Genomic DNA, 23,375 nt, shown 5'->3' with positions numbered 1-23,375 from the left:
TTGAGGCCCGGTTGGCCGCAATCCATACCGCTGCGGCATGGGAGGCGGCTGTTCGTTGACACCGCTGGCCGGCAGCCCCAGGATTCAACGCGGCACAGCGATGTTACTGACGGGTCTCGTGGCGCCCGCACCCCCCACCCCACCCCGCCGTGCACCCGCTCCCTCGACCGACCCCGCTCGGAACCCAAGGAGAGCCCGTGATCTCTCAGCCCTCCCGGCAGTCCCGCCGGGACCTCGTTGTCGTGGTCAGCCCGTTCGAGGAGCCCCGTCCCCGGATGATCGCGGCCGCCGAACGAGCCGGCGCGCTGGGCCTGCTCGACCTCGGCAGGGACCACGACCGGGCGCGCACCGCCATGGCCGCACTGCGAGGCCGCTACGGAGTCCGCGTACCGGCCGGATGCCCGCTCACCCCCGGTGAACTGCCCGCCGCCGTCGACACCGTGCTGCTCACCGAGGCCTGGTGGCGGACCGGAACGGCCGACTGGGCGGCCGGCGGGCGCCGGGTATGGGCCGAGGTCGTCAGCCCCGCCGAAGCCACCGCCGCCGTCGCCGCGGGAGCCACCGGAATCGTCGCCAAGGGACATGAGGCCGGCGGCCGGGTCGGCGATCTGACCACCTTCGTACTGCTCCAACGCCTGCTCGCCGACCCCGGGTTGACCGTCCCCGTCTTCGCGGCAGGCGGCATCGGCCCCCACACGGCCGCCGCCGCGGTCGCCGGCGGCGCGGCCGGCGTCGTACTCGACACGCAGCTCGCGCTCACCGCCGAGGGCGAGGACGGACTGCCCCGCGCGGTCGCGGCCGCGATCCGCGCCATGGACGGCAGCGAGACCGCCATCGTCGCCGGCCACCGCCTCTACACCCGCCCGGACCTCGCACCGCCGGAGGGGGACATCGCCGAGCTGCTCGGCGCCGGGGACTTGCACACCCAGCCGCTGCCCGTCGGCCAGGACGGGGCGATCGCCGCGCGCCTCGCCGCGCGTCACCGCACCACCGGTTCCGTCGTACAGGCCGTACGGGACGCCATCACCGACCACATCGAGGCGGCCGTACGGGCCCGTCCTCTCCAGCCCCGCCCCGGCGAAGAGCTGCTGCCCGTCGTCCAGGGACCCATGACCCGGGTCAGCGACCGGTCCGCCTTCGCCTCGGCCGTGGCAGACGCGGGCGGACTGCCCTTTCTGGCCCTGGCCGTCATGGACGGCCGTGAGGTACGCGAACTGCTCGCCGAAACCGCCGGGCGACTGGCCGGCCGGCCCTGGGGCGTAGGGCTGCTCGGCTTCGCCCCGGAAGAGCTCCGCCGTGAACAGCTCGCCGCCGTCGCCGAGGTGCGGCCGCCGTACGCCATCATCGCGGGCGGCCGCCCCGCCCAGGCCGCACCCCTCGAAGCCGCCGGGACCAGGACCTATCTGCACGTGCCGTCGCCGGGTCTGCTGGAGCGGTTCCTCGCCGAGGGAGCGCGGCGGTTCGTCTTCGAAGGGCTCGAATGCGGCGGCCACATCGGCCCGCGCGCCGCCTTCCCGCTCTGGGAGGAGCAGATCGAGCGGCTGCTCTCCTGCCCGTACGCGGCCGAACTCGACGTGCTCTTCGCCGGCGGCATCCACGACGAGCGCTCCGCGGCGATGGCCGCGGCCGCCGCCGGGCCGCTGGCCGGGCGCGGCGCCCGGACGGGCGTACTGATGGGCACCGCCTACCTGTTCACCGAGGAGGCTGTCGCCGCCGGAGCCGTACTGCCCGGATTCCAGCGGACCGCGCTCGACTGCGACACCACCACACTGCTGCGCACCGCCCCCGGCCACGCGACACGCTGCGCCAGCACGCCGTACGCCGATACCTTCACCGCCACCGCGGAGCGGCTGCGGCAGGACGGCGCGAGCCGGCACGAGGTCTGGGAGGAGCTGGAGAGACTCAACCTCGGGCGGCTGCGGATCGCCAGCAAAGGCCTGCGCCACACGGCGACGGGACGGGGGGTCCCGGTGGACGAGGACGAACAGCACGACGAGGGCCTGTACATGCTCGGGCAGATCGCCACCGCCCGCACCGCCACCACCACGGTCGACGCGCTGCACACCCAGGTGACCGAGGGCGCGACGGCACTGCTCGCCGAGCGCGCGGCGCAGCTCCGCGCCGATGCGGCCGGGCCCGCGGCCGGCCGGGTGGCCCCGCTCGAGATCGCGGTGGTCGGCATGGCCTGCCGTTATCCCGGAGCGGGCGACGTCGCCGGGTACTGGTCGAACATCGTCGCCGGGACCGACTCCGTCACCGAAGTGCCCGCCGACCGCTGGGACACCGCCGCCCACTACGACGCCGACCCGGCGCGGGCGGGGGAACGGACGCCGTCCCGATGGGGCGGCTTCCTGTCCCCAGCCCCGTTCGACGCGCTCGCCCACGGCATCGCCCCGGCCTCGCTCGGCAGCATCGAACCGGTGCAGCTGCTCGCCCTCGACATCGCGCAACGCGCCCTCGCCGACGCGGGTTACGCGGGGGAGCGGCGGTTCGACCGCTCGCGCACCTCCGTCGTCTTCGGCGCCGAAGCGGGCACCGATCTCGCGGGAGCCTACGGCTTTCGCGCGCTCCACTCCGGTTACCTCGGCGAGCTGCCGCCCGAACTGGACGAGCAACTGCCCCGGCTGACCGAGGACTCCTTCCCCGGAGTCCTCGCCAACGTCATCGCCGGACGCGTCGCCAACCGCCTCGACCTCGGCGGCGCCAACTGCACGATCGACGCCGCCTGCGCCTCCTCGCTCGCCGCACTCGACCTTGCCTGCAAGCAACTGGGCGACCAGGACAGCGACATGGTGCTGTGCGGCGGCGCCGATGTGCACAACAGCATCAACGACTACCTGATGTTCGCCTCCGTACGCGCCCTGTCGCCCACCGGCCGCAGCCGCCCCTTCGACGCAGCGGCCGACGGCATCGCCCTTGGTGAAGGCGTCGCCTGCCTCGTCCTCAAGCGGCTGGCCGACGCCGAACGCGACGGGGACCGCATCTACGCCGTCGTCCAAGCCGTCGGCGCGTCCAGCGACGGACGCTCACTCGGCCTCACCGCACCCCGCCCCGAAGGACAGCGGCGGGCCCTGGAACGCGCCTACCGGCGGTCGGGGATCGAACCCGCCGAGATCGGCCTGGTGGAGGCGCACGGCACCGGCACAGTCGTCGGCGACAGCACCGAACTGGCCGTCCTCACCGAGGTCTTCGGCGGCGGGGACACCGGATTCTGCTCGCTCGGCTCGGTCAAGTCGCAGCTCGGACACACCAAGTGCGCGGCGGGCCTGGCCGGGCTCATCAAGGCCGTACGGGCGGTGCACTCCGGCGTACGGCCACCCACCCTGCACCTGAACAGCCCCAACCCCGAATGGCAGCCGGACACCAGCCCGTTCTTCTTCGACACCGAGGCCAGGCCGTGGACCGCGCCCGCCGGGCGGCGGCGCGCCGCGGTCAGCGCCTTCGGCTTCGGCGGCACCAACTACCACGCCGTGCTGACCGGTTACGGGGACGCGGACGAGCCCGCGCACGGTCTGGACGCCTGGCCCGCCGAGCTGTTCTGCTTCCGGGGCGCCGATCGACCGGCCGCTCTGGGCGCCATCGACCGCCTCGCCGCCCGGCTGGAGCAGAACGACGCGGCGGGACGACCCTGGCCGCTGCGCGACCTCGCGGCCGAGACCTCTGCCCAGGACGGCTCTGCCCAGGACGGCCCGGTCCAGGACGGCCCGGTCCAGGAGGGCCCGGTCCAGGTCGCTGTCGTGGCCACCGGACTCGACGATCTGGCCCAAAAGCTGGACCGGGCACGGGAGTTCACCTCCGGCGACGGTGTGTACGCAGCGGACCACGGGCGCGACCCGGGCCGTACCGCCTTCCTCTTCCCGGGGCAGGGCAGCCAACGCCCGGGCATGCTGAGCGACCTCTTCATCGCGTTCCCGCGCCTGCGGACCCTGCTGTACGACGCGGATCCGCGCAGCGTCGCCGCCATGTTCCCGCCCGCCGCCTTCACGCCCGAGGAACGAGCCGCGCAGCGCGCCGCAGTCACCGACACCCGTACCGCACAGCCCGCACTCGGCCTCACCGGCGCGGCCGCCCATCTGCTGCTCACCTCGCTGGGAGTGCGGCCCGACTGCACGGCCGGCCACTCCTACGGGGAGCTGGTCGCCCTCTGGGCTGCCGGTGCCTATGACACCGAGACCCTCCTGCGGCTCAGCGCCCGCCGCGCCGAGGCGATACTCGCCGCCGCGGGGGACGATCCCGGAGCGATGGCCGCCGTGCCCTCGGCACCGCAGGACATCCCCGAACTGCCGCCCGACTGCGTCGTCGCCAACCACAACGCACCGCGGCAGAGCGTCATCTCCGGCCCGACCGCGGCGGTCGACGCCGCGATCGCGACGCTGCGCGAGTCGGACATTGCCGCCGAACGCATCCCGGTCGCCTGCGCCTTCCACAGCGAGGTCGTCGCCGCCGGCGCCGAAGCCCTGGCCACCGAGCTGGCCGGTGCGGCCGTGGCGCAGCCCGTCGTCCCGGTCTGGTCCAACACCACGGCGCGCCCCTACCCCGCAGACCCGGCGGCCGTACGGGAACTGCTGGCCCGTCAGCTCGCCGAGCCCGTGAAGTTCGTCGAACAGATCGAGGCGATGTACGCGTCCGGGGTGCGGACCTTCGTGGAGGCGGGCCCCGGCCGGGTGCTCACCGGCCTGGTCGGCCGCATCCTGGGCGACCGGCCGCACACCGCGGTCCCCCTCGACGTACGGGGCGAGCACGGCCTGACCCGGCTCGTCACGGCACTCGCCGAACTCGCCGCGGCGGGCGTCCCGATCGACCCCGACGCCCTGTTCAAGGGCCGGACCGCGCCGCTGCCCGCCCAGGCGCCCCGGCGTGCGGGCTGGCTGGTCGACGGTCACCTCGTACGGACCGCGGACGGCGAGCCCGTGGCAGGCGGGCTGCGGCCGGCCCGGCGGGTGGCGGTGGACCGTCCGGTGGCGGCCGCGGACCGGCGGGAGGACGCCGTACTGGAGTACCTGCGCGGGACGCGGGAACTGGTCGCCGCGCAACGGGACGTACTGCTGGGCTACTTGGGGGCGGACGGGCCGTCGGCAGCGCCATCGCGGCCCTCGCGGGAACGGCCGGCCACCGTGCCGGACGTGGACTTCGTGCCCCAGCCGGTGGCTGCCCCGGCCGGACCCGCGGACGACCGGCCCCTGACGCCCGATCAACTCATGGACGCCGTACTGGAGATCATCCACATCCGCACCGGCTACCCGCGCGAGATGCTCGACCCGGCCCTCGACCTGGAAGCCGATCTCTCCGTGGACTCCATCAAACGAGTCGAGATCATCGGGGCGCTCGCCGACCGGATCGGACTGCCGCAGGGCACGGACGGCCCGGCGGAATCGGCCGTGGAGGAGCTCGCCCGGCTCAAGACCATCAGCGGCATCGTGGACTGGATCGTCGCGCACGGGGCGGCCAACGCCTCGGCCCGCGACGCGGACCCGGCGGGCGCCACAGCCGGCGCCGTGGCCCCGGCCATGGAACCCGCCGCCGACGAGGGGGCGCGGCGCCCCGCGCCGCGCCCCAAGCCCCCCGCCCGGCTCCTGGTCGGGGTCGCGCCGGTGGGGCCGCCCGCGACCCGCGCCCCCGCCGAGGTACTGACCGGCCGCCGGTTCGCCGTCGTCGACGACGGCCTCGGCGTCGCCGTCGCGCTGGCCGCCGCGCTGGAGGCACAGGGCGCCGAGGTACGTACCGTCCACCCCGACCGGCTGGCCGACGCCGCCGGAGCCGACGGTGTCGTGGACCTCAGCGCGCTGCGGCGACCCGCCCCCGGGCCCGTACTTCCGGAAGCCTTCCACGCCTTGCGCGAAACGCTGATGGCGGGCACACGCCGACTGCTGCTCGTCACCGGCTGCGGCGGAGCCTTCGGCCGCAGCGCGCCACGGCCGGACACACCGGATGCCCAGGACTCCCCGGACTCCGCCGACCCGATCCCCGGCGCCGGCCTGTACGGATTCGCCCGCACCGCCGCGATCGAGTACCCGGGCGCGGAGATACGCGCCGTGGACATCGATCCCAAGGACCGCCCCGAGCGCATCGCCGCGCATCTGCTCGCCGAACTGTGCGCACCCGAGGAGCCGGTGGCCGTCGGCTACACCAACGGCACCCGCAACACCCTGCGTACCGTCCCCGCCCCCCTCCCCGCCATCGACCCGGCGCCACCGCTCCCGCTCGGCCGCGACGCCGTGGTACTGCTCACCGGCGGAGCCCGCGGCATCACCGCCCGTACGGCCGTCGCCCTGGCCGGGGCCACCGGCTGCCACATCGAACTCATCGGCCGTACCCCACCGCCCGACGCCGCCGAGAACCCGGCCGTCGCCCACGCCCACGACCGGGTCGCCCTGCGCGCGGCCCTCGTGCGGCAGGGCCTGCGCACACCCGCCGAGATCGAGGCGGCCGCGAGCCGCATCCTCGCCGCACGCGAGATCCGGGCCACGCTCGACGCCCTCGGCCGCGTGGCCGCCTCAGTGCGCTACCACGCGGCGGACGTCACCGACCCCGACGCCGTACGGGGCGTCATCCACGACGTACGCACACGCCACGGCCGCCTCGACGGGATCGTGCACGGCGCCGGAACCATCGACGACAGGCTGCTGCGCGACAAGGACCCGGCCTCCTTCGCCCGGGTCTTCGCCACCAAGGTCGACGGCGCGCGTCACCTCGCCGACGCCGCGGCCGACCACGGGGAAGCTCCCGCACCGGACTTCCTCGTCCTCTTCGGCAGCGTGGCCGGTGTCTTCGGCAACAGCGGTCAGGCTGACTACGCGGCCGCCAACGATGCCCTCGACACGCTCGCCGCCACCCCTGCCTGGTCGCGCCGCTTCCCGGGCCGTGTCGTCGCCATCGACTGGGGTCCGTGGGCGGCCGAGGCCGGCGGCATGGTGACGCCCGAGCTGGAACGGATGTACACGAGCCGCGGTATCCCGCTCATCGACGCGGACGGCGGTACGGCGGCGTTCCTGGCGGAGCTGGCACACGGCACCGTGGGCCAGGTCGTTCTCCTGGCCGAGGACGGCGCGGACACATCGGAGGGTACGAACGCACCGGAGGCCGGCAAGGCACCGGAGCAGCGCCGTGGCTGACCCGCGCCCCGGCCCCCGGCCCACGGACGCCGCCATCGTCGGCATGGGCGCCGTCTTCCCCGGCGCCGCCGACCTGGCCGCGTACCGCCGCAATCTCTTCGCGGGCACGGACGCCATCACCGACGTACCGCCAGGCCGCTGGGACCCCGAGGTCTACTACGACCCGCACGGCAGCGAAGGTCCCGCCCGCAGCGACCGCTTCTACTGCCGGCGCGGCGGATTCATCGACGAGCTCACCGCCTTCGACCCGACCCGCTTCGGCATCATGCCCGCCGCTGTGGCCGGAGCGGAGCCCGACCAGCTGCTCGCCCTGCGCGTCATCGCCGAGGCCGTGGCCGATGCCGGGGGCGAGGGACGGCTGCCCGCCGACCGTTCCCGGATCGGTGTCATCCTCGGCCGCGGCGGGTTCATGGGCGTCGCCACGGCCCGCCTCGACCAGCGCGTACGCACCGCTCACCAGCTGGCGGCGACCCTGCGCGAGCTCGCCCCCGAGCTCGGCGAGGACCGGATCACGGCGGTCCGTGAAGCCTTCCAGACCGGCCTCGGCCCTGAGCGGCCCGAGGCGTCCATCGGCCTCGTACCGAGCTTCACCGCCGCCCGGACCGCCAACCGCCTCGACTTCCGAGGCCCCGCCTACACCCTCGACGCCGCCTGCGCCTCCTCGCTGCTCGCCGTCGAGCAGGCGGCCGGCCTCCTGGCGGGCGGCAGCTGCGACCTGGTGGTCGCCGGGGCCGTGCACCACTGCCATATCGCCACTCTGTGGAGCGTCTTCACCCAGCTGCGGGCGCTCAGCCCCAGCCAGCGCATCCGCCCCTTCGACCGCCGCGCCGACGGCACACTGCTGTCCGAAGGCACCGGCGTGGTCCTGCTCAAGCGGCTGGCCGACGCCGAGCGCGACGGGGATCGCATCTACGCCGTCGTACGAGGGGCCGGCGTGGCCGGCGACGGCCGGGCGGCGAGCCTGATGAGCCCCCTCGTGGACGGCCAGGTACGCGCCCTGGAACAGGCCTGGCGGCAGGCCGGCCTCGACCCGGCCGCGCCCGACGCGCTCGGCCTGCTGGAGGCGCACGGCACCGGGACTCCGGTCGGCGACGAAGCCGAACTCACCACCCTCGCCCGGGTGTTCGGCCCCCGGGCGGCGGGCGCCGAACCGGTCGCGATGGGTTCGGTCAAGTCGATGCTCGGGCACACCATGCAGGCGTCGGGGATGGCCGGGCTGATCAAGGCCGTCCTCGCCGTGCACGACGGAGTCCTGCCCCCGACCCTCCATCTCGAGGACCCGCACGAGGGCTTCGCCCGGACACGGATGCGGCCGGTGACGGCGGCGGAGCCGTGGGAGCGGGGGCGGGCGCCACGACGGGCGGGCGTGAACGCGTTCGGGTTCGGCGGGATCAACGCGCATGTGGTGCTGGAGGAGGCGCCGGCTGCGGGCGCCTGCGGTGGCGTACCGCCGCGCCCCGCTGACGTCACCACCGCCGAGGAGGTGTTGCTGCTCACGGCCGCGACCCCCGGCGAGCTGGCACGCCGTCTCGGGGAACCACCAGCTACGGCAGGTCATCCGGCCGCCGGCTCCCGCGGTGGCCCGTGCCGCCTGGCGATCCTCGGGCCCACACCGAAGCGCCGGGCCCTGGCCGCGGCGGTCATCGCCAGGGGGCGCCCGTGGCGTGGGCGCGGCGGCGTGTGGTTCAGCGCGAGCCCGCTGCTCGCACGCGACGACGCCCGGCTGGCGTTCCTCTTCCCCGGCCTGGAGCCGGACTTCGCGCCGAATGTCGATGACGTCGCCGACCGCTTCGGACTGCCGAGGCCCGCGCTCACCGGTGGCGACGCGCTGATGGAACGGGCGGTAGACGCCATCGCCGTCGGCCGGTTCTTCGCCCGCGTCCTGCCCGGACTGGGCATCCAGGCGGACCTGCTGGCCGGGCACAGCCTGGGGGAGTGGACCGCGATGGTGGTCGCCGGGATGTACCCGCAGGGGGCCGTCGACACCTTCCTCGACTCGCTGCGCCCCGGCGATCTCGACGTCCCCGATCTCGTCTACGCGGCACTCGGCTGCGGCGCGCGGCAGGCCGCCGACGCGCTGGACGGCCTCGACCGCGTCGCCGTCAGCCATGACAACTGCCCCCACCAGTCGGTGCTGTGCGGGGAACGCCGGTCTGTCGCACAAGCGCTGAGCCGCCTGGCAGCGCAGGGCGTACTCGCCCAGGAGCTGCCGTTCCGCTCCGGCTTCCATACGCCGATGTGGGCGCCGTACCTCGACCAGGTCCGCACGGCTTTCGCCGGGCTGCCGCTGCGACCGCCGACCGTGCCCGTCTGGTCCGCGACCACGCGCGCCGCGTACCCGGAGGCCGCGGACGAAGTCCGGGAGGTGGTGCTGCGCCACCTGCTGGAGCCGGTGCGCTTCCGGGAGCTGACGGCGCGGTTGTACGCGGAGGGGGTGCGGGGCTTCGTACAGCTGGGCCCCGGCAGCCTCCCCGGCTTCGTATCGGACACGCTGCACGGCCGGGACCACCTGTCCGTGTCGGCGGGCGCGGCGGCCAGGGGCGGCAGCGGCCTCGACCAACTGCGCCGCCTGGCGGCGGCGTTGTGGGCGGAGGGCCTGAACCCGCGCTGGGAGCGTCTGTCGGAGCGCGAGGGGGTCGGGGCGGCTGCGTCCACGGGGCAGGTGGCGCGCGCCGGACGTGCCCAGACCCCAACGCCTGCCGTACGTGCCGGGCTCGAGGTGTCCGACGGTGACGGACCTTCCGCTCCCGCCGCGTCCATCACCCCCCTCGCCGGTCTCGTACAGCTCGATCTGGGCTCCCCGCTCGTACGGCTCAACGGCGCCGCGCCGCCGCTCTCCCTGTCAGATCCGTCCCGGCCGCCCGCCCGGACGCCCATGACCGATCACCCGGCGCTGCGGTCCGCTCTGGACGCGGTCATCGCCGAGGCGGACGACGCCGCCCGCAGCATCGCCGACGCCTGGCGCTCGTCGTCCGGCGCGGGGGTGCCGGCCGCGCGGCCGGCCGGCCAACAGCCGCCACCCCCCGCCTCCACCCGCCGAACCCGGCGGCGGCTCTCGCTCGAGACCATGCCGTACGTCCGCGACCACTGCGTCTATCTCCAGCCCGACGACTGGCCCGAGCCCTCCGACCGGTTCCCCGTCGTCCCCATGACCACCCTCCTCGAGCTCGCCGCGGACGCCGCCCGCCAGGCCGTGCCCGGGCGCACGGTGATCGGCTTCGACGACGTGCGCGCCCTGCGCTGGCTGCCTGTCGCACCGCCCGTGGACGCCGAGATCAGCGCGACACCGGCCACTGATGACAGCACCCGCGGCCGCCGCGTACGCGTGGAGATCGGCGGCTGCGCGACCGTCACCGCCGTCCTGGGCGACAGCCACCCGAGCCGCCCCGCCCCCGATCTCTCGGCACTGACCCGCGAAGGGCCGCCTCCGGTCAGCGCCGAGGCCCTCTACCGCGACCGGTGGATGTTCCACGGGCCGGGCTTCGCCGGGGTTCATGAGGTGACCGCCGTCGGCGACGACGGCATCCGAGGGGTGCTGCGCGCCCTGCCCGCGCCGGGCGCGCTCCTGGACGCCGCCGGTCAACTGCTCGGACACTGGATGCAGTTGCGCCTCCCCGCCGACAGGCTGGTCTTTCCCGCCTCGCTGGACCGGGTCCGGCTCCACGGTCCCGCCCCCCGCGACGGCGCGCTGCTGCGCGCCACCGCCCGGATCCGCGCCGTGCGGCCGGATTCCGTACGCGGCGACGTGGAACTCATCTCCGACGACGGCACGTTGTGGGCCCGCCTCGAAGGCTGGACGTACCGGCGCTTCGCCGCCGACGAGCGGGTGTGGCCGATGAAGTTCACGCCGGAGATCTGCGGGATCGGTGAGCCGCAGCCCGGCGGCTGGTGCCTGGCCCGCCGCCGTTGGACCGACCCCGCGTCGCAGGAGCTGGTGATGCGGCGCTATCTGGGGGCCGCCGAGCGGGCGGTGTACGAGCAGCGCCCGCCGCGGGCCCGCTCGGCCTGGCTGCTCGGGCGGATCGCAGCCAAGGACGCGGTACGCCAACTCCTGTGGGACGGGGGCGCGGGGCCGCTCTTCCCCGTAGAGATCCCGGTCGGCAACGACGAGCACGGCCGCCCCCGCCCGGAAGGCCCGCTCGCCTCAGGACTCGGCCTCTCCCTCGCCCACAAGGACCGGCTGGCCGTCGCCTACGCCCATCCCGCTCATCCCGCCCATCCACCGGGCCCCGCCCACGCCCACTCCGTCGGCATCGATATCGAGGCCGTCACCGACGACCCCGGCGCCCTGAGCCGTATCGCGCTCACCCCCGACGAGCGCCGGCTCGCCGGACAACTCGCCGCGAGGGACGGAACCGGCCACGCGCAGGCGCTGACCGCGCTCTGGTGCGCCAAGGAAGCCGCGGCCAAGGCGGAGGGCACGGGCCTCGGCGGACGCCTGCGGCAGTGGACCGTCACCGACGGACCCTCCGGGCTCCGGGTGACATCGCCCGAGGGCCGCGGCCACGCCGTCCGCATCAGCACGGTCCACGAACAGCCCGCCCAGGACTCCCCGCCGGAGACCTTCGTCGTCGCGTGGACCGTCCAGGACCACACCCCCGCCCGCTCAGTCACCCCCACCCCGACGGAGGCCAGCCATGGCATCTGACCCCACGGCCGAACGGATACTCGCCGAGATCACCGCCATGCTCGTCGAGACGGTCGGCGACGAGTTCCTCCTCGCTGAGGAGGTCACCTTGGAGACCACCTTCAACGAGGACCTGGCGCTGGAGAGCATCGAATTCGTCGCTCTGGCCGAGCTGCTCCAGCGGCGGTACGGCGCAGCGGTGGACCTGATCGCCTTCCTGGCCGAGAAGGACATGGAGGAGATCCTGGCCATGACGGTCGGCGACCTCGTGACCCATATCGCCGGCAGGCCCGCTCCCGCTTCCGCGTCGGCCACCGCCCCGGCCGCCTGAGCCCGCCATGGCCGAAGTCCTCGCCAACAACCTCCGCTTCCACGTCCACCGGCTCCCCGGCGACCGCGCACACCCGACCGTCGTCTTCCTCCACGGCCTGGTCGTCGACAACCTCTCCAGCTTCTACGCCACCCTCGCCGTCCCCGCCGCCCGGGCCGGTCACGACGTCGTCCTGTACGACCTGCGCGGCCACGGCCGCACCGAGCGTCCGGCCACCGGATACGACACCGGCACCGCCGTACAGGACCTGACCGCTCTGCTCGCCGCCCTCGGCATCGACGAACGCCCCGCACACCTCATCGGCAACAGCTACGGCGGCACGATCGCGCTGCACACCGCGCTCGCGCGCCCCGATCTCGTCGCCGGACTCGTCCTGGTCGAGGCCCCGTTGAACGGCCCCTGGATCGAGAACATGCTCGACACGCTCTCCGTCGCCGCGCTCGCCCTCGAGGACAGCCAGGTGCCGCAGGAGCTCTCCTCGCTCGGCGCGCGCAAGGCCGCCCGCCTGACCGCCACGGCCGACGACCTCCTGAACCGGACCAGCCTGATCGACGACATCGCGGGGAGCCGGCCGTTCACGCCCGAGGACTTCGCCCGGGTGCGCTGCCCCGTGCTGGCCGTCTGCGGTGAGCACTCCGAACTCGTTCCGGGCGCCCGGGAACTGGCCCGCCACGCACCGCACTGCACCGTCCGCGTCATTCCCGGTCTGGGCCACGATGTGCTCCAGGGCGGCACCGAGGAGCTGCGGCAGGCAGTGCTCGACCGGCTGGCCGGAGCCGGGCGGCAGCCGGACGCGGAGCGCGCCGAGGCAGTGGTCGTATGAAGGTGCTGTTCGTCGTCCCGCCGCTCGCCGGGCACATCAACCCCACCGTCGCCGTCGCCGCCGAACTGGCCGCGCGCGGCCACCGGGTCGCCTGGACCGGCCCCGCCGAAGTGCTGCCACGACTGCTGCCGGCGGGCGCGGAGCTCCTGCCCTCCGGCGACCGCGCCGACTCCGCGGGTTACGGCTCACTGCACGCGCACTGGCGCGATCTGCGCGGTGTCGCCGCGCTGCGCTTCCTCTGGGAGGAGGCCCTCGTCCCCCTCGCCCACGCGATGCTGCCGGGTGTCGAGGCGGCGGTCGGCACGTACGGGCCCGATGTCCTCGTCGTCGACCAGCAGGCGCTCGCCGGGGCGGTGATCGCGCAGCGGCGTGGGCTGCCGTGGGTGACGTCGGCGACGACAACGGCCGAGTTCACCCGGCCCTTCGCCGGCTTCCCCAGGGTGGGGGAGTGGGTGGCGCAGAAGATCGCCGGGCTGCTCGCGGACTGCGGCGCACCCGGCGGCTGGGACCCGCGCTTCTCGGACCGCCTGGTGCTGGTCTTCTCCACCCTCGAACTGGTCGGCGCCGACGAGCCGTACCCAGGGCGCTACGCCTTCGTCGGCCCGGCACTGAGCCCCCGCCCGTCCGACGGCTCGGACTTTCCGTGGCAGCGGCTCGATCCCGCACGACGCCGGGTGCTGGTGTCGCTCGGCACGCTCAACCGCGAGGCGGGCGGCCGTTTCTACGCGCAGACGCTGCGCGCGGCCGAACGGCTCGCCGATCGCCTGCAGTTGATCCTGGCCGCGCCCGCGGACGTGGTCGGCGAGGTGCCGGACCATGTCCTGCTGCTGGAGCACGTGCCTCAACTCCGGCTGCTGCCCCACCTCGACGCCGTGGTCAGCCACGGCGGTCACAACACGGTGTGCGAGGCACTCGCCCACGGCCTGCCGCTGGTGGTCGCTCCGATCCGCGACGACCAGCCGATCGTCGCCCAGCAGGTCGCGGCGGCAGGCGCCGGAATACGGGTGCGCTTCGGCCGGGCCCGCTCCGACGAACTCCATGACGCCCTCGCCGCCGTCCTCGACGACCCCGCCCACCGCCGGGCCGCCCGCCGCATCCAGGCCTCGTTCGCCGCCGCCGGCGGTGCCGCGGCCGCCGCAGACCGGTTGGAGAAGCTGATATGACGTCGTTCCTGACCCATGTGCCATGGGCTGCCGTTGCCGTACTGGCCGGGCTCGCCGTGGGCACCCTGCGCTCGCGCCGCAGGATGGCCGCCCTGCCGGTACTCGACCCGGCATCCCACGCTGACAGTGCGCCCTCCCCGGACGGCTGGCACCTGATCAGCGCCCGCGGAGTCGATGTCGACGACGCCACCCTGCGCGCCGCCGTCGCCCACGCGGATCGGACCGGTCTGCAGATACTCGACCTGATCCCCGGCCGCCTCGACACCGAACGCGCGCTCGGTCTGCTCCGTGTCCTTGACCGCAGCGCCTCCCGCTATGGCCGAACGGCCGAGGCCCGCGGCGCGGGACACGCCCTGCTGATCGCCGAGGACGTCCGGCACCGGGCGGAAATCGAACCCGACAGCGCTGCTCCCGAAACCGAAGAACTGCACACCCTCCTACGGCGATTGAAGGCGTACGCCCCCGATGCCACCGGCGTCGCCATCGCGCCCGCTCTGGCCTCCCCCGCCCCCGACTCGGCTCGCAGAGCCGCCGAACTGCGCGCTCAAGGACTCCCTCCGAACCTGGTGATCGCCTCTCAACTGGCCGGTCTTGCCCTGCTCGTCGGCGCGGTCGTCGTGGACGGCGGCTGGGGGATCGCGGCCGCCGCCCTGTACTGGCTGCAGCCGGCCCTGGTCCTCGGCGCCCCGGGCAGCCCGCTGCGCCCGGCCGACCTGACACGCGCCACCGCGGCGCGGCCCCTGCTCTCGCTCGTCGCGGCGCTGCGTACCGCCGTGAGCAGCCACCGCGCATCGTCCGGACCATTGCCGGAGCTGGATGCGCTGCGCCCCGGCTACGACGCCGAACTCAAGGCCGGCACCGACCGGTTCTTCGAGCCCCGCCGCCTCGACTGCCCCTGGTGCGGCTCCGCCGACCTCTCCGTACGCCTCCGCGTTCCCGACCTGCTCCAGGGCAAGCCGGGCCGCTTCACCCTCGAAGAGTGCGGCATGTGCGGGCACGTCTTCCAGAATCCCCGGCTATCCCTGGACGGCCTCGACTTCTACTACCGCGACTTCTACGAGGGCCTCGGCGTCAGCGGCGCCGCCCAGGTGTTCGGCACGATGGGCCGCTCGTACCGCGCCCGCGCCGCCATGCTGAAGCCGTACGGGACGCCCACCGCCTGGCTCGACGTGGGCACCGGGCACGGCCACTTCTGCGACAGCGCACGCGACATCTGGCCCGGAACCCACTTCGACGGACTGGACATGAGCGCCGCCGTACGCGAGGCGGAGGCACGCGGCTGGGTCGGCACCGCACACCACGGCCAGTTCCCCGATCTCGCCGCCGGGCTCGTCCACCGCTACGACGCCGTCAGCATGTACCACTACCTGGAGCACACCCGCGAGCCGCTCACCGAGCTCGACGCGGCCGCCGCCGTGCTGCCGCCCGGCGGGCATCTGCTCATCGAGCTGCCGGACCCCGAATCGCGGCTCGGCCGCATCCTGGGCTCGCACTGGCTGCCGTGGTTCCAGCCGCAGCACCAGCACCTCATCCCGATCGGCAACCTCCGGCAGGCACTGGCCGACCGCGGGTTCACCGTTCTGGCGGAGGAGCACGGCGCGGCCCACCAGTCCTGCGACTTCGTCGGTGCCGTCCTCCTCACCGCGAACCGGCTCGCCCCCCACCCGTACGCCCCCTGGGGGCCGGGCACCGCGACCCGTACCCGGCGGGCGGTCCGCAGAGTCGTGCACACCGCGGCGCTGCCCTGCTACGTCGTCGCGGCCGCCCTCGACGCGGTTCGTGCGGCAGTGGCCCGCGCCACTGAAGGCGGCAACGCCTACCGCCTGCTGGCCCGCAGAACACCAGCGGCCTCCGAGGCGGCGTGAGCGCCATGAACACGGACACCACCACGGGCACGGACACGAGTGCGGACCTGAACACGGCCCTCGGGACGCTGGACATCGCCCGCCGCCACACCGCCGACCCGCTCTTCCGGCTGGTGGCCTTCGCACTCGAATCGGCGCACGACCGACCCCCGGCCACGGTGTGGAGCGCCCCGCACGCCTTCCACCTCGGCTCGCCCCGCCTGGTCGCCGCCGCCGGCTGGCCCGTGGCGGCCGCCGCGGCACCGCGCGATGACGGCCTGGTACGGCTGAGCTCACTCGCCCACCCCGCGCAGAGCTGCGAACTCCCGCTCACCGGACCGCCGTCGGCCCACCCCGACTGGGCCGCCCGCACCTATGCCCTGCTGCGCACCATGGCCCGCGCCGGGTACGGCCGCGGCGGCGTCGACCTGCACATCCACTCCACGCTGACCGCCGCGGCCGGTCTGTCCAGCGCCGAGCCGCTCGAGTGCGCCGTGGCGCTGGCGGTCGCCGATCTGCACGCCGCCGGCTCCCGACCGCGCCCGCCCCGCGGCCGGCTGGCCGCTCTCGCCCGGCAGGCCGCACCCGACGGCGACGAAGCACTGCGCGAGGCGGTGCTGTTCGCCCGCCCCGGCCGGGCTCTGCTGCTCGACGACGACGGCAGCCGCCGTATCCGCTTCGACCCGCCCGAGAACGGGGCGAGGCTGATGCTGCTGGTGACCCGCGGCGAAGACGCCGGCCCCGGTGACGTCCGGCGCGCGACGGACCACGCCCGCAGCGCGGGTGCGCTGTCGGCCTGGCGGCCCGGACGAGAGCCGGGGCGCAGCGCCCTGGTGCTGCTGCCACAGGACCGGTTGACGGCCGTCCGTACCAGCGTTGCCGAGGAGTTCCGCAGTCGCGGCAGGCCTGTGCCGCGCTTCCTGAACATCACCGTGGCGGGCGCGGCCCGCCGCGAGGAGTGAGAGGAACAAGGAGGAACACCCCATGAAACCACCAGCCCTACCGAGCCGGAGAGCGCACAGCACGAGCACCGGGCGCCGGCGCACAGCAGCCGGAGGGATCTTCAGCACGCTCTGCCTCGTCGCCACCCTCGGCGCGGCCGACTCCCACGCCGCCGCCCCGCGAGCGGCCGCAGCCCTGCCCAGCTACGACCACGTCGTGGTCGTCGTCTTCGAGAACAAGCAGTACGGCGAGATCATGGGCAGCTCCAACGCGCCCTACATCAACCAGCTCGCGGCAGCCGGGGCGAGTCTCACCTCCATGAAGGCGCTGACCCACCCCAGCCAGCCGAACTACTTCAACCTCTTCTCCGGCGCCACCCAGGGCATCACGGGCGACGGCTGCTACACCCCGCAGTCGATGAGCGCCGCCAACCTCGGTCAGGAGCTGGCCGCCGCCGGCAAGACCTTCGCCACGTACAACGAAGACCTGCCGAGCGAGGGTTCCACCGCCTGCACCAACGGCCAGTACGCGCAGAAGCACAACCCCTGGTTCGCCTTCAAGAACGTGCCGCTCAACACCGGCAAGACCTGGGCGCAGTTCCCGAAGGGCGACTTCGCCCAGCTGCCGCACCTGTCCTTCGTCGTCCCCAACCAGTGCAACGACATGCACTCGTGCCCGGTCGGCACCGGGGACACCTGGGTGAGGAACAGCCTCGACGGTTACGCCCAGTGGGCCAAGGCCAACAACAGTCTGCTGGTGCTCACCTGGGACGAGGACAACTACCTCGGCTCCAACAGGATCGCCACGGTCTTCTCCGGGGCCAAGGTCAAGCAGGGCCAGTTCAGCAGCGCGTACAACCACTACAACCTGCTGCGCACCTTCGAGGACCTCTTCGGCACCACCCACGCCGGCAACGCGGCGAGCGCCACTCCCATCACCGAGGTCTTCGGCGACGGCACTACGCCGCCGGAGGGGGACCTGAAGGTGACCAGCCCCGGTGCGCAGAACTGCACGTTCAACCGGAACTGCACCGTGCAGATCACCGCGACCGGTGGCAAGGCTCCCCTCAAGTACAGCGCCTCCGGCCTTCCCTTCGGCCTGTCCATCGACGCCGCGACCGGACGGATCAGCGGCAGGCCCTGGCAGGTCGGCACCCTCCAGATCACCGCCACGGCCACCGACTCCGCCGGAGTCTCCGCCGGCGCCACCTTCCCGCTGACCGTCAACTGGTTCTGACCTCACCGGAGAGGAGGCCAGGTGTATCTGTCGGCCGGCCGGGCCGCGGACACGGCGGCGGGCGTACGCAGCACGCCGCCGCGACCGCCGCGCGGCACCGGAGTCCGCCGCGCGGTCGCCGGCAATGTCATCGCCCTCGGCACGGTCAGCCTGGTCACGGATGTCTCCGCCGAGATGGTCACCGCCGTACTGCCGCTCTACCTCGTCGTCGGCCTCGGTATGTCGCCGCTCGCCTTCGGCGCTCTCGACGGCCTCTATCAGGGCGCAACCGCCCTGTCCCGGCTGGCCGGCGGTCACATCGCCGACCGCGCCCAGCGCCGCAAACTAGTCGCGGGCACCGGCTATGCGCTGTCCGCGTGCTGCAAACTCGCCCTGCTCGCCGCCACGACACCCTGGGCGGTCGGTGCCGTACTGGCCGCCGACCGCACCGGCAAGGGGCTGCGTACCGCTCCTCGGGACGCGCTCATCTCGCTGTCCTGCCCGCAGGAGGAGCAGGGCCGGGCCTTCGGGGTGCACCGCGCGATGGACACCGCGGGCGCGCTGCTCGGCCCGCTCGTCGCCTTCGCGGTCCTGTGGGCCGCTCGTGACGGCTACGACGCCGTGTTCGTGGTCAGCTTCTGTGCCGCCGCGCTCGGCGTACTTCTGCTCGCGCTCTTCGTACGGGACACCTCGACGCGAACCCCCGACCGCCCGGTGAAACGGAAGCGACGCGGTCGCCGGTCACTGCGAACGCTTGCCCGGACCCCCGGTCTGCCGAGGCTGTGCCTGATCGCCGCGCTGCTCGGCGTGGTCACCGTGAGCGATTCGTTCCTCTATCTCCTGCTGCAGCGCCGTCTCGACCTGCCCACCGCGTACTTCCCGCTGCTGCCTGTCGGCACTGCCGCCGGATTCCTGCTGCTGGCCGTGCCGTTGGGCCGGCTGGCCGACCGGATCGGCCGCCGGCCGGTCTTCCTCGCGGGGCATGGGGTGCTGCTCATGGCGTATGTGCTGCTCCTCGGCCCCTGGGGCGGAGGGACTGCGGCAGCCGTGTGCGTACTCGTGCTGCTCGGCGCCTTCTACGCGGCCACCGACGGTGTACTGATGGCCGCCGCGGGCCCGCTGCTGCCCCCGCACCTCAAGGCGAGCGGCCTGGCCCTCGTCCAGACGTCACAGGCCCTCGCCCGCTTCGCGGGATCACTGCTCTTCGGCGCGGCCTGGATGTACCTCGGTCCTGGCGGTGCCTTGACCGCGGCCACCGCCGGTCTGGCCGTCGTCCTCGCTTCCGTCGCCGCCTTCCACCGGGGGAGCCACGCATGACGCCCGACATCTCCGGGCCGCGGGCCCGGCTGCTGATCCTCGGCCTCGCCACCGCGGTCCTGGCCGCCGTCGCCGTCGTCGCAACCGTGCGGGCCGCCGACCGTGCCGGCGAACGGGACCGGGCCAGGCCCGGTGAACCGGTCGCCCGGGCAGGTGTGGTGACGTTGCGTCAGCAGGGCAGGCTCCTCTTCCGCAATCTCGCCTGGGGCCCCCAGCGCGATCACATCTCCTCCCTACCGCTGACCACCATGGCCGGGCCGCGCACCGCCGCACCCCGCAACTGCCTCCGCTTCCACGCGGCCGCGGGCACAGGCATCTGCCTGCGGGCCACCGGCGGAGTGGTCCCCGGGCATGAAGCGGTGCTCCTGGACGCGCGGTTGCGGCCCGTCCGCACCTTCCCGGTGCCGGGCATGCCCACCCGCGCCCGGGTCTCACCGAGCGGTCGTCTTGTCGCGTGGACGGTGTTCGTGAGCGGAGACTCGTACGCGGGGGGCGCCTTCTCCACCCGTACCGCCATCTACGACACCCGCACCGGCACCCTGCGGTCCGACCTGGAGAGCTTCACCGTCGTCAAGGACGGGCAGCGTCACCGGGCCGCCGACCACAATTTCTGGGGTGTCACCTTCGCCGCCGGCGACAACCGCTTCTACGCGACCCTCGCCACCGGCGGCCGTACGTATCTGGTCGAGGGCGACCTGGCCCGGCGCACCCTGCGCACCCTGCGCGAGAACGTCGAGTGCCCATCACTGTCCCCGGACGGTACCCGCGTCGCCTTCAAGAAGCGTGTCCCGGGCGCCTTTGCCGACGCTCCCTGGCGGCTGCACATCCTGGATCTGCGCACCGGCAGGGAGACCGCGCTCGCCGAGCGGAGAAGCGTCGACGACCAGGCCCTGTGGCTGAACGGCCACACTCTCCTCTACGCCCTGCCCGGTGACTTCGGTGCCGACCTCTGGTCGATCCCGGCGGACGGCGGCGGTGCACCCCGGATGATCGTGAAGTCCGGCACCTCTCCCGCCGTCATCGCCTGAGCCGCCTCTGCCGTCAAGCTCTGACGGGGCCTGCGTCCCCGGCAGGAGGGAACTCCTAGGCGGAATCGGGGGCCGGTGCGGACGTGGATCCCGAGGCCGATTCCGGGCTGCCGTCGGGAGGCGCGGGCTGACTCGGGGTGCTGGGGTCCGAGGGCGGCGGCTCCGAGGAGTCCGACGGCGGGGGCTCCGAGGACGGTGTCTTAGAGGACGGTGCCTTCGAGGACGGCGATGTCGGGGGGCAGGGCGAGCTGGATCCGCCGGGGGCGGGCGTCGGCGTTCCGTCGGCGGGCTGCGGAGCGCAGGGCGGCGGCTTGATGACGTTCGGCGGCGGCTCGGTCTTCTCGTCGTCGGCGCCCTCGTCACCCCGCTGACGGGAGAACCAGTCGCCGTTCGTCGGGTCGTACATGATGAACACGTTGATCACGGTGACCGAGGGCCGCACGACCACGACGTTCGACTGCCGGAACCCGGGCCAGGAGTCACCCGCCGGCTTGGGCGTGCCCTGCTGGGGCACCATCGGGAGCAGCGGATTGCCGCAGGCGCAGCGCACTCGGGGCACGCCCCGGTTGTCGACGAGGACGGCCGTGCCGGCCTGCAGGACCGCCTGATAGCTGGTGGGCGCGCCGTTCTTGTAGCCGTGGTTGGTGACCCGGGTGTCCATCTGCAGCTGGACGGGCGTCAGGGAGCGCAGATACCCGGGGACGGCGGCGGGGGCGATGCCCTGGACCGAGGCGAACGCCTTGTTCTTGGCCGGATCGGCCGTGAGCGCGGTGATCTGCTTCTCCACGTCGCAGCTGGCGACGTTGCGGGTCCCGCCGTACAGGCCGGGGGCCGAACCCGCCACGCTGCGTGTGGCGTTGGCGGGGGTCGGCGTTGTGCTCGGCGGTGCGGGCGGCGTCGGCGGCGGGGAGCTTTCCCGAGCGGTCGACTCCGTGTACGGGTCCGGCCCGGTCGAGCCGGCGGCCTGGAGGACGACCTCGCCACCCTTGCCCGATCCGTCGGGGCGGGTGAGGACGATGGTGAGCACCACCGCGGCGACGAGCGCCACGGCGATGGTGGCCACTTTGGGCACGGACCGCCACCAGGGGTGGCCGGGGCCCTCGCCGGGGCCCTCGCCGGGGCCCTGCGCCGGGCCGTCCCCTCCGCCGGGTCCGCCCGAGCCGCCGTAGCCGCCCGTGCCGCCCGGTCCTCCGCCGCTCGGCGGCCCGGACGGGCTGCTGGGCGGCGGCGGGGGACCCGGTTGCGAAGGGCCCGAGAGCGGGCCGGAGGGGGGTCCTGTGGGGCGTTCGGACGACGTGGGGCGTTCGGATGACGGCGGTTGGGCACTCACGGGCTCTTCTTCCCAGCGTAGGAATCGTGCAGCGCAGGAAACTCGGCACAGGAATGTCGTTGAATGTGGTTGAGAGTGAAGTAATCTCACTTTCTTCCTTGATCGTGCCTATTGTGTGCTCCGCATCCGTGCGGCCCGCAAGTTGACGCGGTCGGCCCTCCCAGGGAGGCGGAGCACCGAACCCCTGCCTAGCGTGGCAGGAGTGAGCCAGCAGCGATCCAGCGAGCGGGGTGGCGCGAGGCGCGCCGCCCACGACTGGCGCGACGCCCTCGTGGCGGTCGTCGCCGGGCTGACCGTCATGATCGTCACCGCCGCCCTCGGACTGTGGGCGGCCGGAGCCGCCGACCTGCCCGGGAGCGCCTTCCCCCGTGTTGTCGCGGCCGTCGTCGTGATGGCGGTCGGCGGCTCCGTGGACATCTCCGGAGACGCCGGTGTGATCGCCGAGACGAACGCGGATCTCACGGTTCTGCCGCTGTCCGTCACCCTCGCCGGAGCCCTGGTCATCGCCGCCGGATTCCTGCGGCCGCTGCGCCACCGGGCCGTGGCCGGCACCCGCGAACTGCTCGGCTGGTCCGCCCGGGTGGCGGTGCTGTGGGTCCTGGCCCTCATCGGCCTCTCGGTCCTGGCCCGGCACAGTTTCGACATCCCGCTCGGGGAGGGGACGGCGGCCGACATCGGCGAACTGCTCGACGCTTCCCCGAAGGTCGGCTTCGAGGCCGACATCCCGCTCACCGTCGTCCTCGGCCTGCTGTGGCTGGCGGGCCTGCTCGTCCTGGCCCTCCTCGTATCGCGCAAGGCCCCGCTCCCCGCGCGCCTGGTGCGCTTCCAGGAGTCGGTGCGCCCGGCGGCCTTCGCGATGGTGGTGCTGCTGCTCGCGTACGTCGCACTGGGCGTCGTCATCGGACTCGTCGTCGTGGTGACCCGCGGTCACCCCGCCGAGACCTTCGCCGTGATCCTCCTTGGACTGCCGAACCTCGTCTGGCTCGCCCTGACACTCGGTCTCGGCGCCTCCTGGGAGGGGAAGGTGCAAGGCCCCTTCGGGCTGCCGATGCCGCACGTACTGGACTTGGTGCTCCGCAACCCCGACAACTCCACCCTCAACCTCAGCTCACTCTCCGAACACGACGGACGGGTCTGGTGGCTCGCGGTCGTCGCCGGAGTCCTGCTGCTGGCCGCGGCGTTCCTGATGGCGGCCCGCTCACCCGCGCGGATGCGCCCCTGGCAGCACGCCGTGCACATGGCGGTGGCACTCGTCCTCACCGTGCTCACCATCTGCCTCGTCGTCCGGATCTCGGCGCACTTCGGCCTGTCGCTGCTCGGCATCGGAGACATCGGCGGGCTGGAGGGCGAGGTGTCGCTGCAACCTCAAGTGTGGTCGGCTCTCGGCCTAGCGCTGGTCTGGGGGCTTATCGCCGGCTTCCTCGGCAGCCTGCTCGCATCCCGGGTCCACCGGCGCGGTGAGGTGGAGCCGGCGGCGAACTGAGGTCCGGTGCCGGCTAGGCCGTGTCTGGCAAATCGCGCCTGGTGCGCGACGCCCGGCACGCACACTCGCTGCGTTGTCGGAGTCATCCAAGTACGTCCAGTACGAGGATGATCCTCCGCCTTGCGATTGCACGCACCGGACGCCGCGCACCCCGCCCTGC

12 protein-coding genes are annotated in these 23,375 nt (G+C 73.8%); 11 read left to right on the top strand and 1 reads right to left on the bottom strand.

Annotation, left to right across the window (positions count from 1 at the left end; all coding sequences use genetic code 11):
- Positions 1 to 197 precede the first annotated feature (197 nt).
- The 10 genes from SLUN_RS04135 to SLUN_RS04090 are packed head-to-tail and all read left to right on the top strand — an operon-like array spanning position 198 to position 20,402.
- Positions 198 to 7,112, top strand: a complete 6,915-nt coding sequence (locus SLUN_RS04135) for an SDR family NAD(P)-dependent oxidoreductase (protein ID WP_306610675.1) — start codon at positions 198 to 200, stop codon at positions 7,110 to 7,112.
- Positions 7,105 to 11,760, top strand: a complete 4,656-nt coding sequence (locus SLUN_RS04130; RefSeq protein WP_257153658.1) for a type I polyketide synthase — start codon at positions 7,105 to 7,107, stop codon at positions 11,758 to 11,760. Before SLUN_RS04135 ends, SLUN_RS04130 begins: the two co-directional genes overlap by 8 nt.
- Complete coding sequence (locus tag SLUN_RS04125) at positions 11,750 to 12,070, top strand: phosphopantetheine-binding protein (protein ID WP_108147197.1); 321 nt, start codon at positions 11,750 to 11,752, stop codon at positions 12,068 to 12,070. Before SLUN_RS04130 ends, SLUN_RS04125 begins: the two co-directional genes overlap by 11 nt.
- 7 nt (positions 12,071 to 12,077) lie before the next feature.
- Positions 12,078 to 12,893: an alpha/beta fold hydrolase gene (locus SLUN_RS04120; protein WP_108147196.1), complete on the top strand. Its 816-nt coding sequence runs from the start codon at positions 12,078 to 12,080 to the stop codon at positions 12,891 to 12,893.
- Positions 12,890 to 14,056, top strand: coding sequence for a glycosyltransferase (locus SLUN_RS04115; protein WP_108147195.1), 1,167 nt, complete (start codon positions 12,890 to 12,892; stop codon positions 14,054 to 14,056). Before SLUN_RS04120 ends, SLUN_RS04115 begins: the two co-directional genes overlap by 4 nt.
- Entirely contained in the window at positions 14,053 to 15,921 is a 1,869-nt protein-coding gene (locus tag SLUN_RS04110; protein WP_108147194.1) for a class I SAM-dependent methyltransferase, read from the top strand. Before SLUN_RS04115 ends, SLUN_RS04110 begins: the two co-directional genes overlap by 4 nt.
- Positions 15,922 to 15,926: 5 nt before the next feature.
- Positions 15,927 to 16,862, top strand: coding sequence for a galactokinase (locus SLUN_RS04105; protein ID WP_254710277.1), 936 nt, complete (start codon positions 15,927 to 15,929; stop codon positions 16,860 to 16,862).
- Positions 16,863 to 16,884: 22 nt separating this feature from the next.
- Positions 16,885 to 18,078, top strand: coding sequence for an alkaline phosphatase family protein (locus tag SLUN_RS04100; protein ID WP_108147193.1), 1,194 nt, complete (start codon positions 16,885 to 16,887; stop codon positions 18,076 to 18,078).
- Between the two features lie 21 nt (positions 18,079 to 18,099).
- Positions 18,100 to 19,374 carry an MFS transporter gene (locus SLUN_RS04095; protein ID WP_175314186.1) on the top strand — a complete coding sequence of 425 codons (1,275 nt, stop codon included), beginning with the start codon at positions 18,100 to 18,102 and terminating at the stop codon, positions 19,372 to 19,374.
- Complete coding sequence (locus tag SLUN_RS04090; RefSeq protein WP_108147192.1) at positions 19,371 to 20,402, top strand: TolB family protein; 1,032 nt, start codon at positions 19,371 to 19,373, stop codon at positions 20,400 to 20,402. The genes SLUN_RS04095 and SLUN_RS04090 overlap by 4 nt, the downstream gene beginning before the upstream one ends.
- Before the next feature lie 55 nt (positions 20,403 to 20,457).
- Here SLUN_RS04090 and SLUN_RS04085 read toward each other — a convergent pair whose 3' ends face one another.
- A complete protein-coding gene (locus SLUN_RS04085; protein WP_108147191.1) occupies positions 20,458 to 21,732 on the bottom strand; it encodes a DUF6777 domain-containing protein in 1,275 nt (424 codons plus the stop codon).
- Positions 21,733 to 21,934: 202 nt separating this feature from the next.
- On the opposite strand from SLUN_RS04085, the gene SLUN_RS04080 reads away from it, so the two are divergent.
- Positions 21,935 to 23,215: a streptophobe family protein gene (locus tag SLUN_RS04080; RefSeq protein WP_108147190.1), complete on the top strand. Its 1,281-nt coding sequence runs from the start codon at positions 21,935 to 21,937 to the stop codon at positions 23,213 to 23,215.
- The last annotated feature ends 160 nt before the right edge of the window (positions 23,216 to 23,375 follow it).

It is taken from the genome of Streptomyces lunaelactis (assembly GCF_003054555.1).
GTDB lineage: Bacteria > Actinomycetota > Actinomycetes > Streptomycetales > Streptomycetaceae > Streptomyces > Streptomyces lunaelactis.
The sequence above is the reverse complement of the archived record's forward strand: the minus strand, read 5'-3'. Positions and strand labels throughout refer to the sequence as shown.

Coding starts and splice junctions, on each gene's coding strand:
- SLUN_RS04125 (WP_108147197.1), top strand. CDS start 11,750: ATGGCATCTGACCCCACGGCCGAACGGATACTCGCCGAGATCACCGCC.
- SLUN_RS04120 (WP_108147196.1), top strand. CDS start 12,078: ATGGCCGAAGTCCTCGCCAACAACCTCCGCTTCCACGTCCACCGGCTC.
- SLUN_RS04115 (WP_108147195.1), top strand. CDS start 12,890: ATGAAGGTGCTGTTCGTCGTCCCGCCGCTCGCCGGGCACATCAACCCC.
- SLUN_RS04110 (WP_108147194.1), top strand. CDS start 14,053: ATGACGTCGTTCCTGACCCATGTGCCATGGGCTGCCGTTGCCGTACTG.
- SLUN_RS04105 (WP_254710277.1), top strand. CDS start 15,927: ATGAACACGGACACCACCACGGGCACGGACACGAGTGCGGACCTGAAC.
- SLUN_RS04100 (WP_108147193.1), top strand. CDS start 16,885: ATGAAACCACCAGCCCTACCGAGCCGGAGAGCGCACAGCACGAGCACC.
- SLUN_RS04090 (WP_108147192.1), top strand. CDS start 19,371: ATGACGCCCGACATCTCCGGGCCGCGGGCCCGGCTGCTGATCCTCGGC.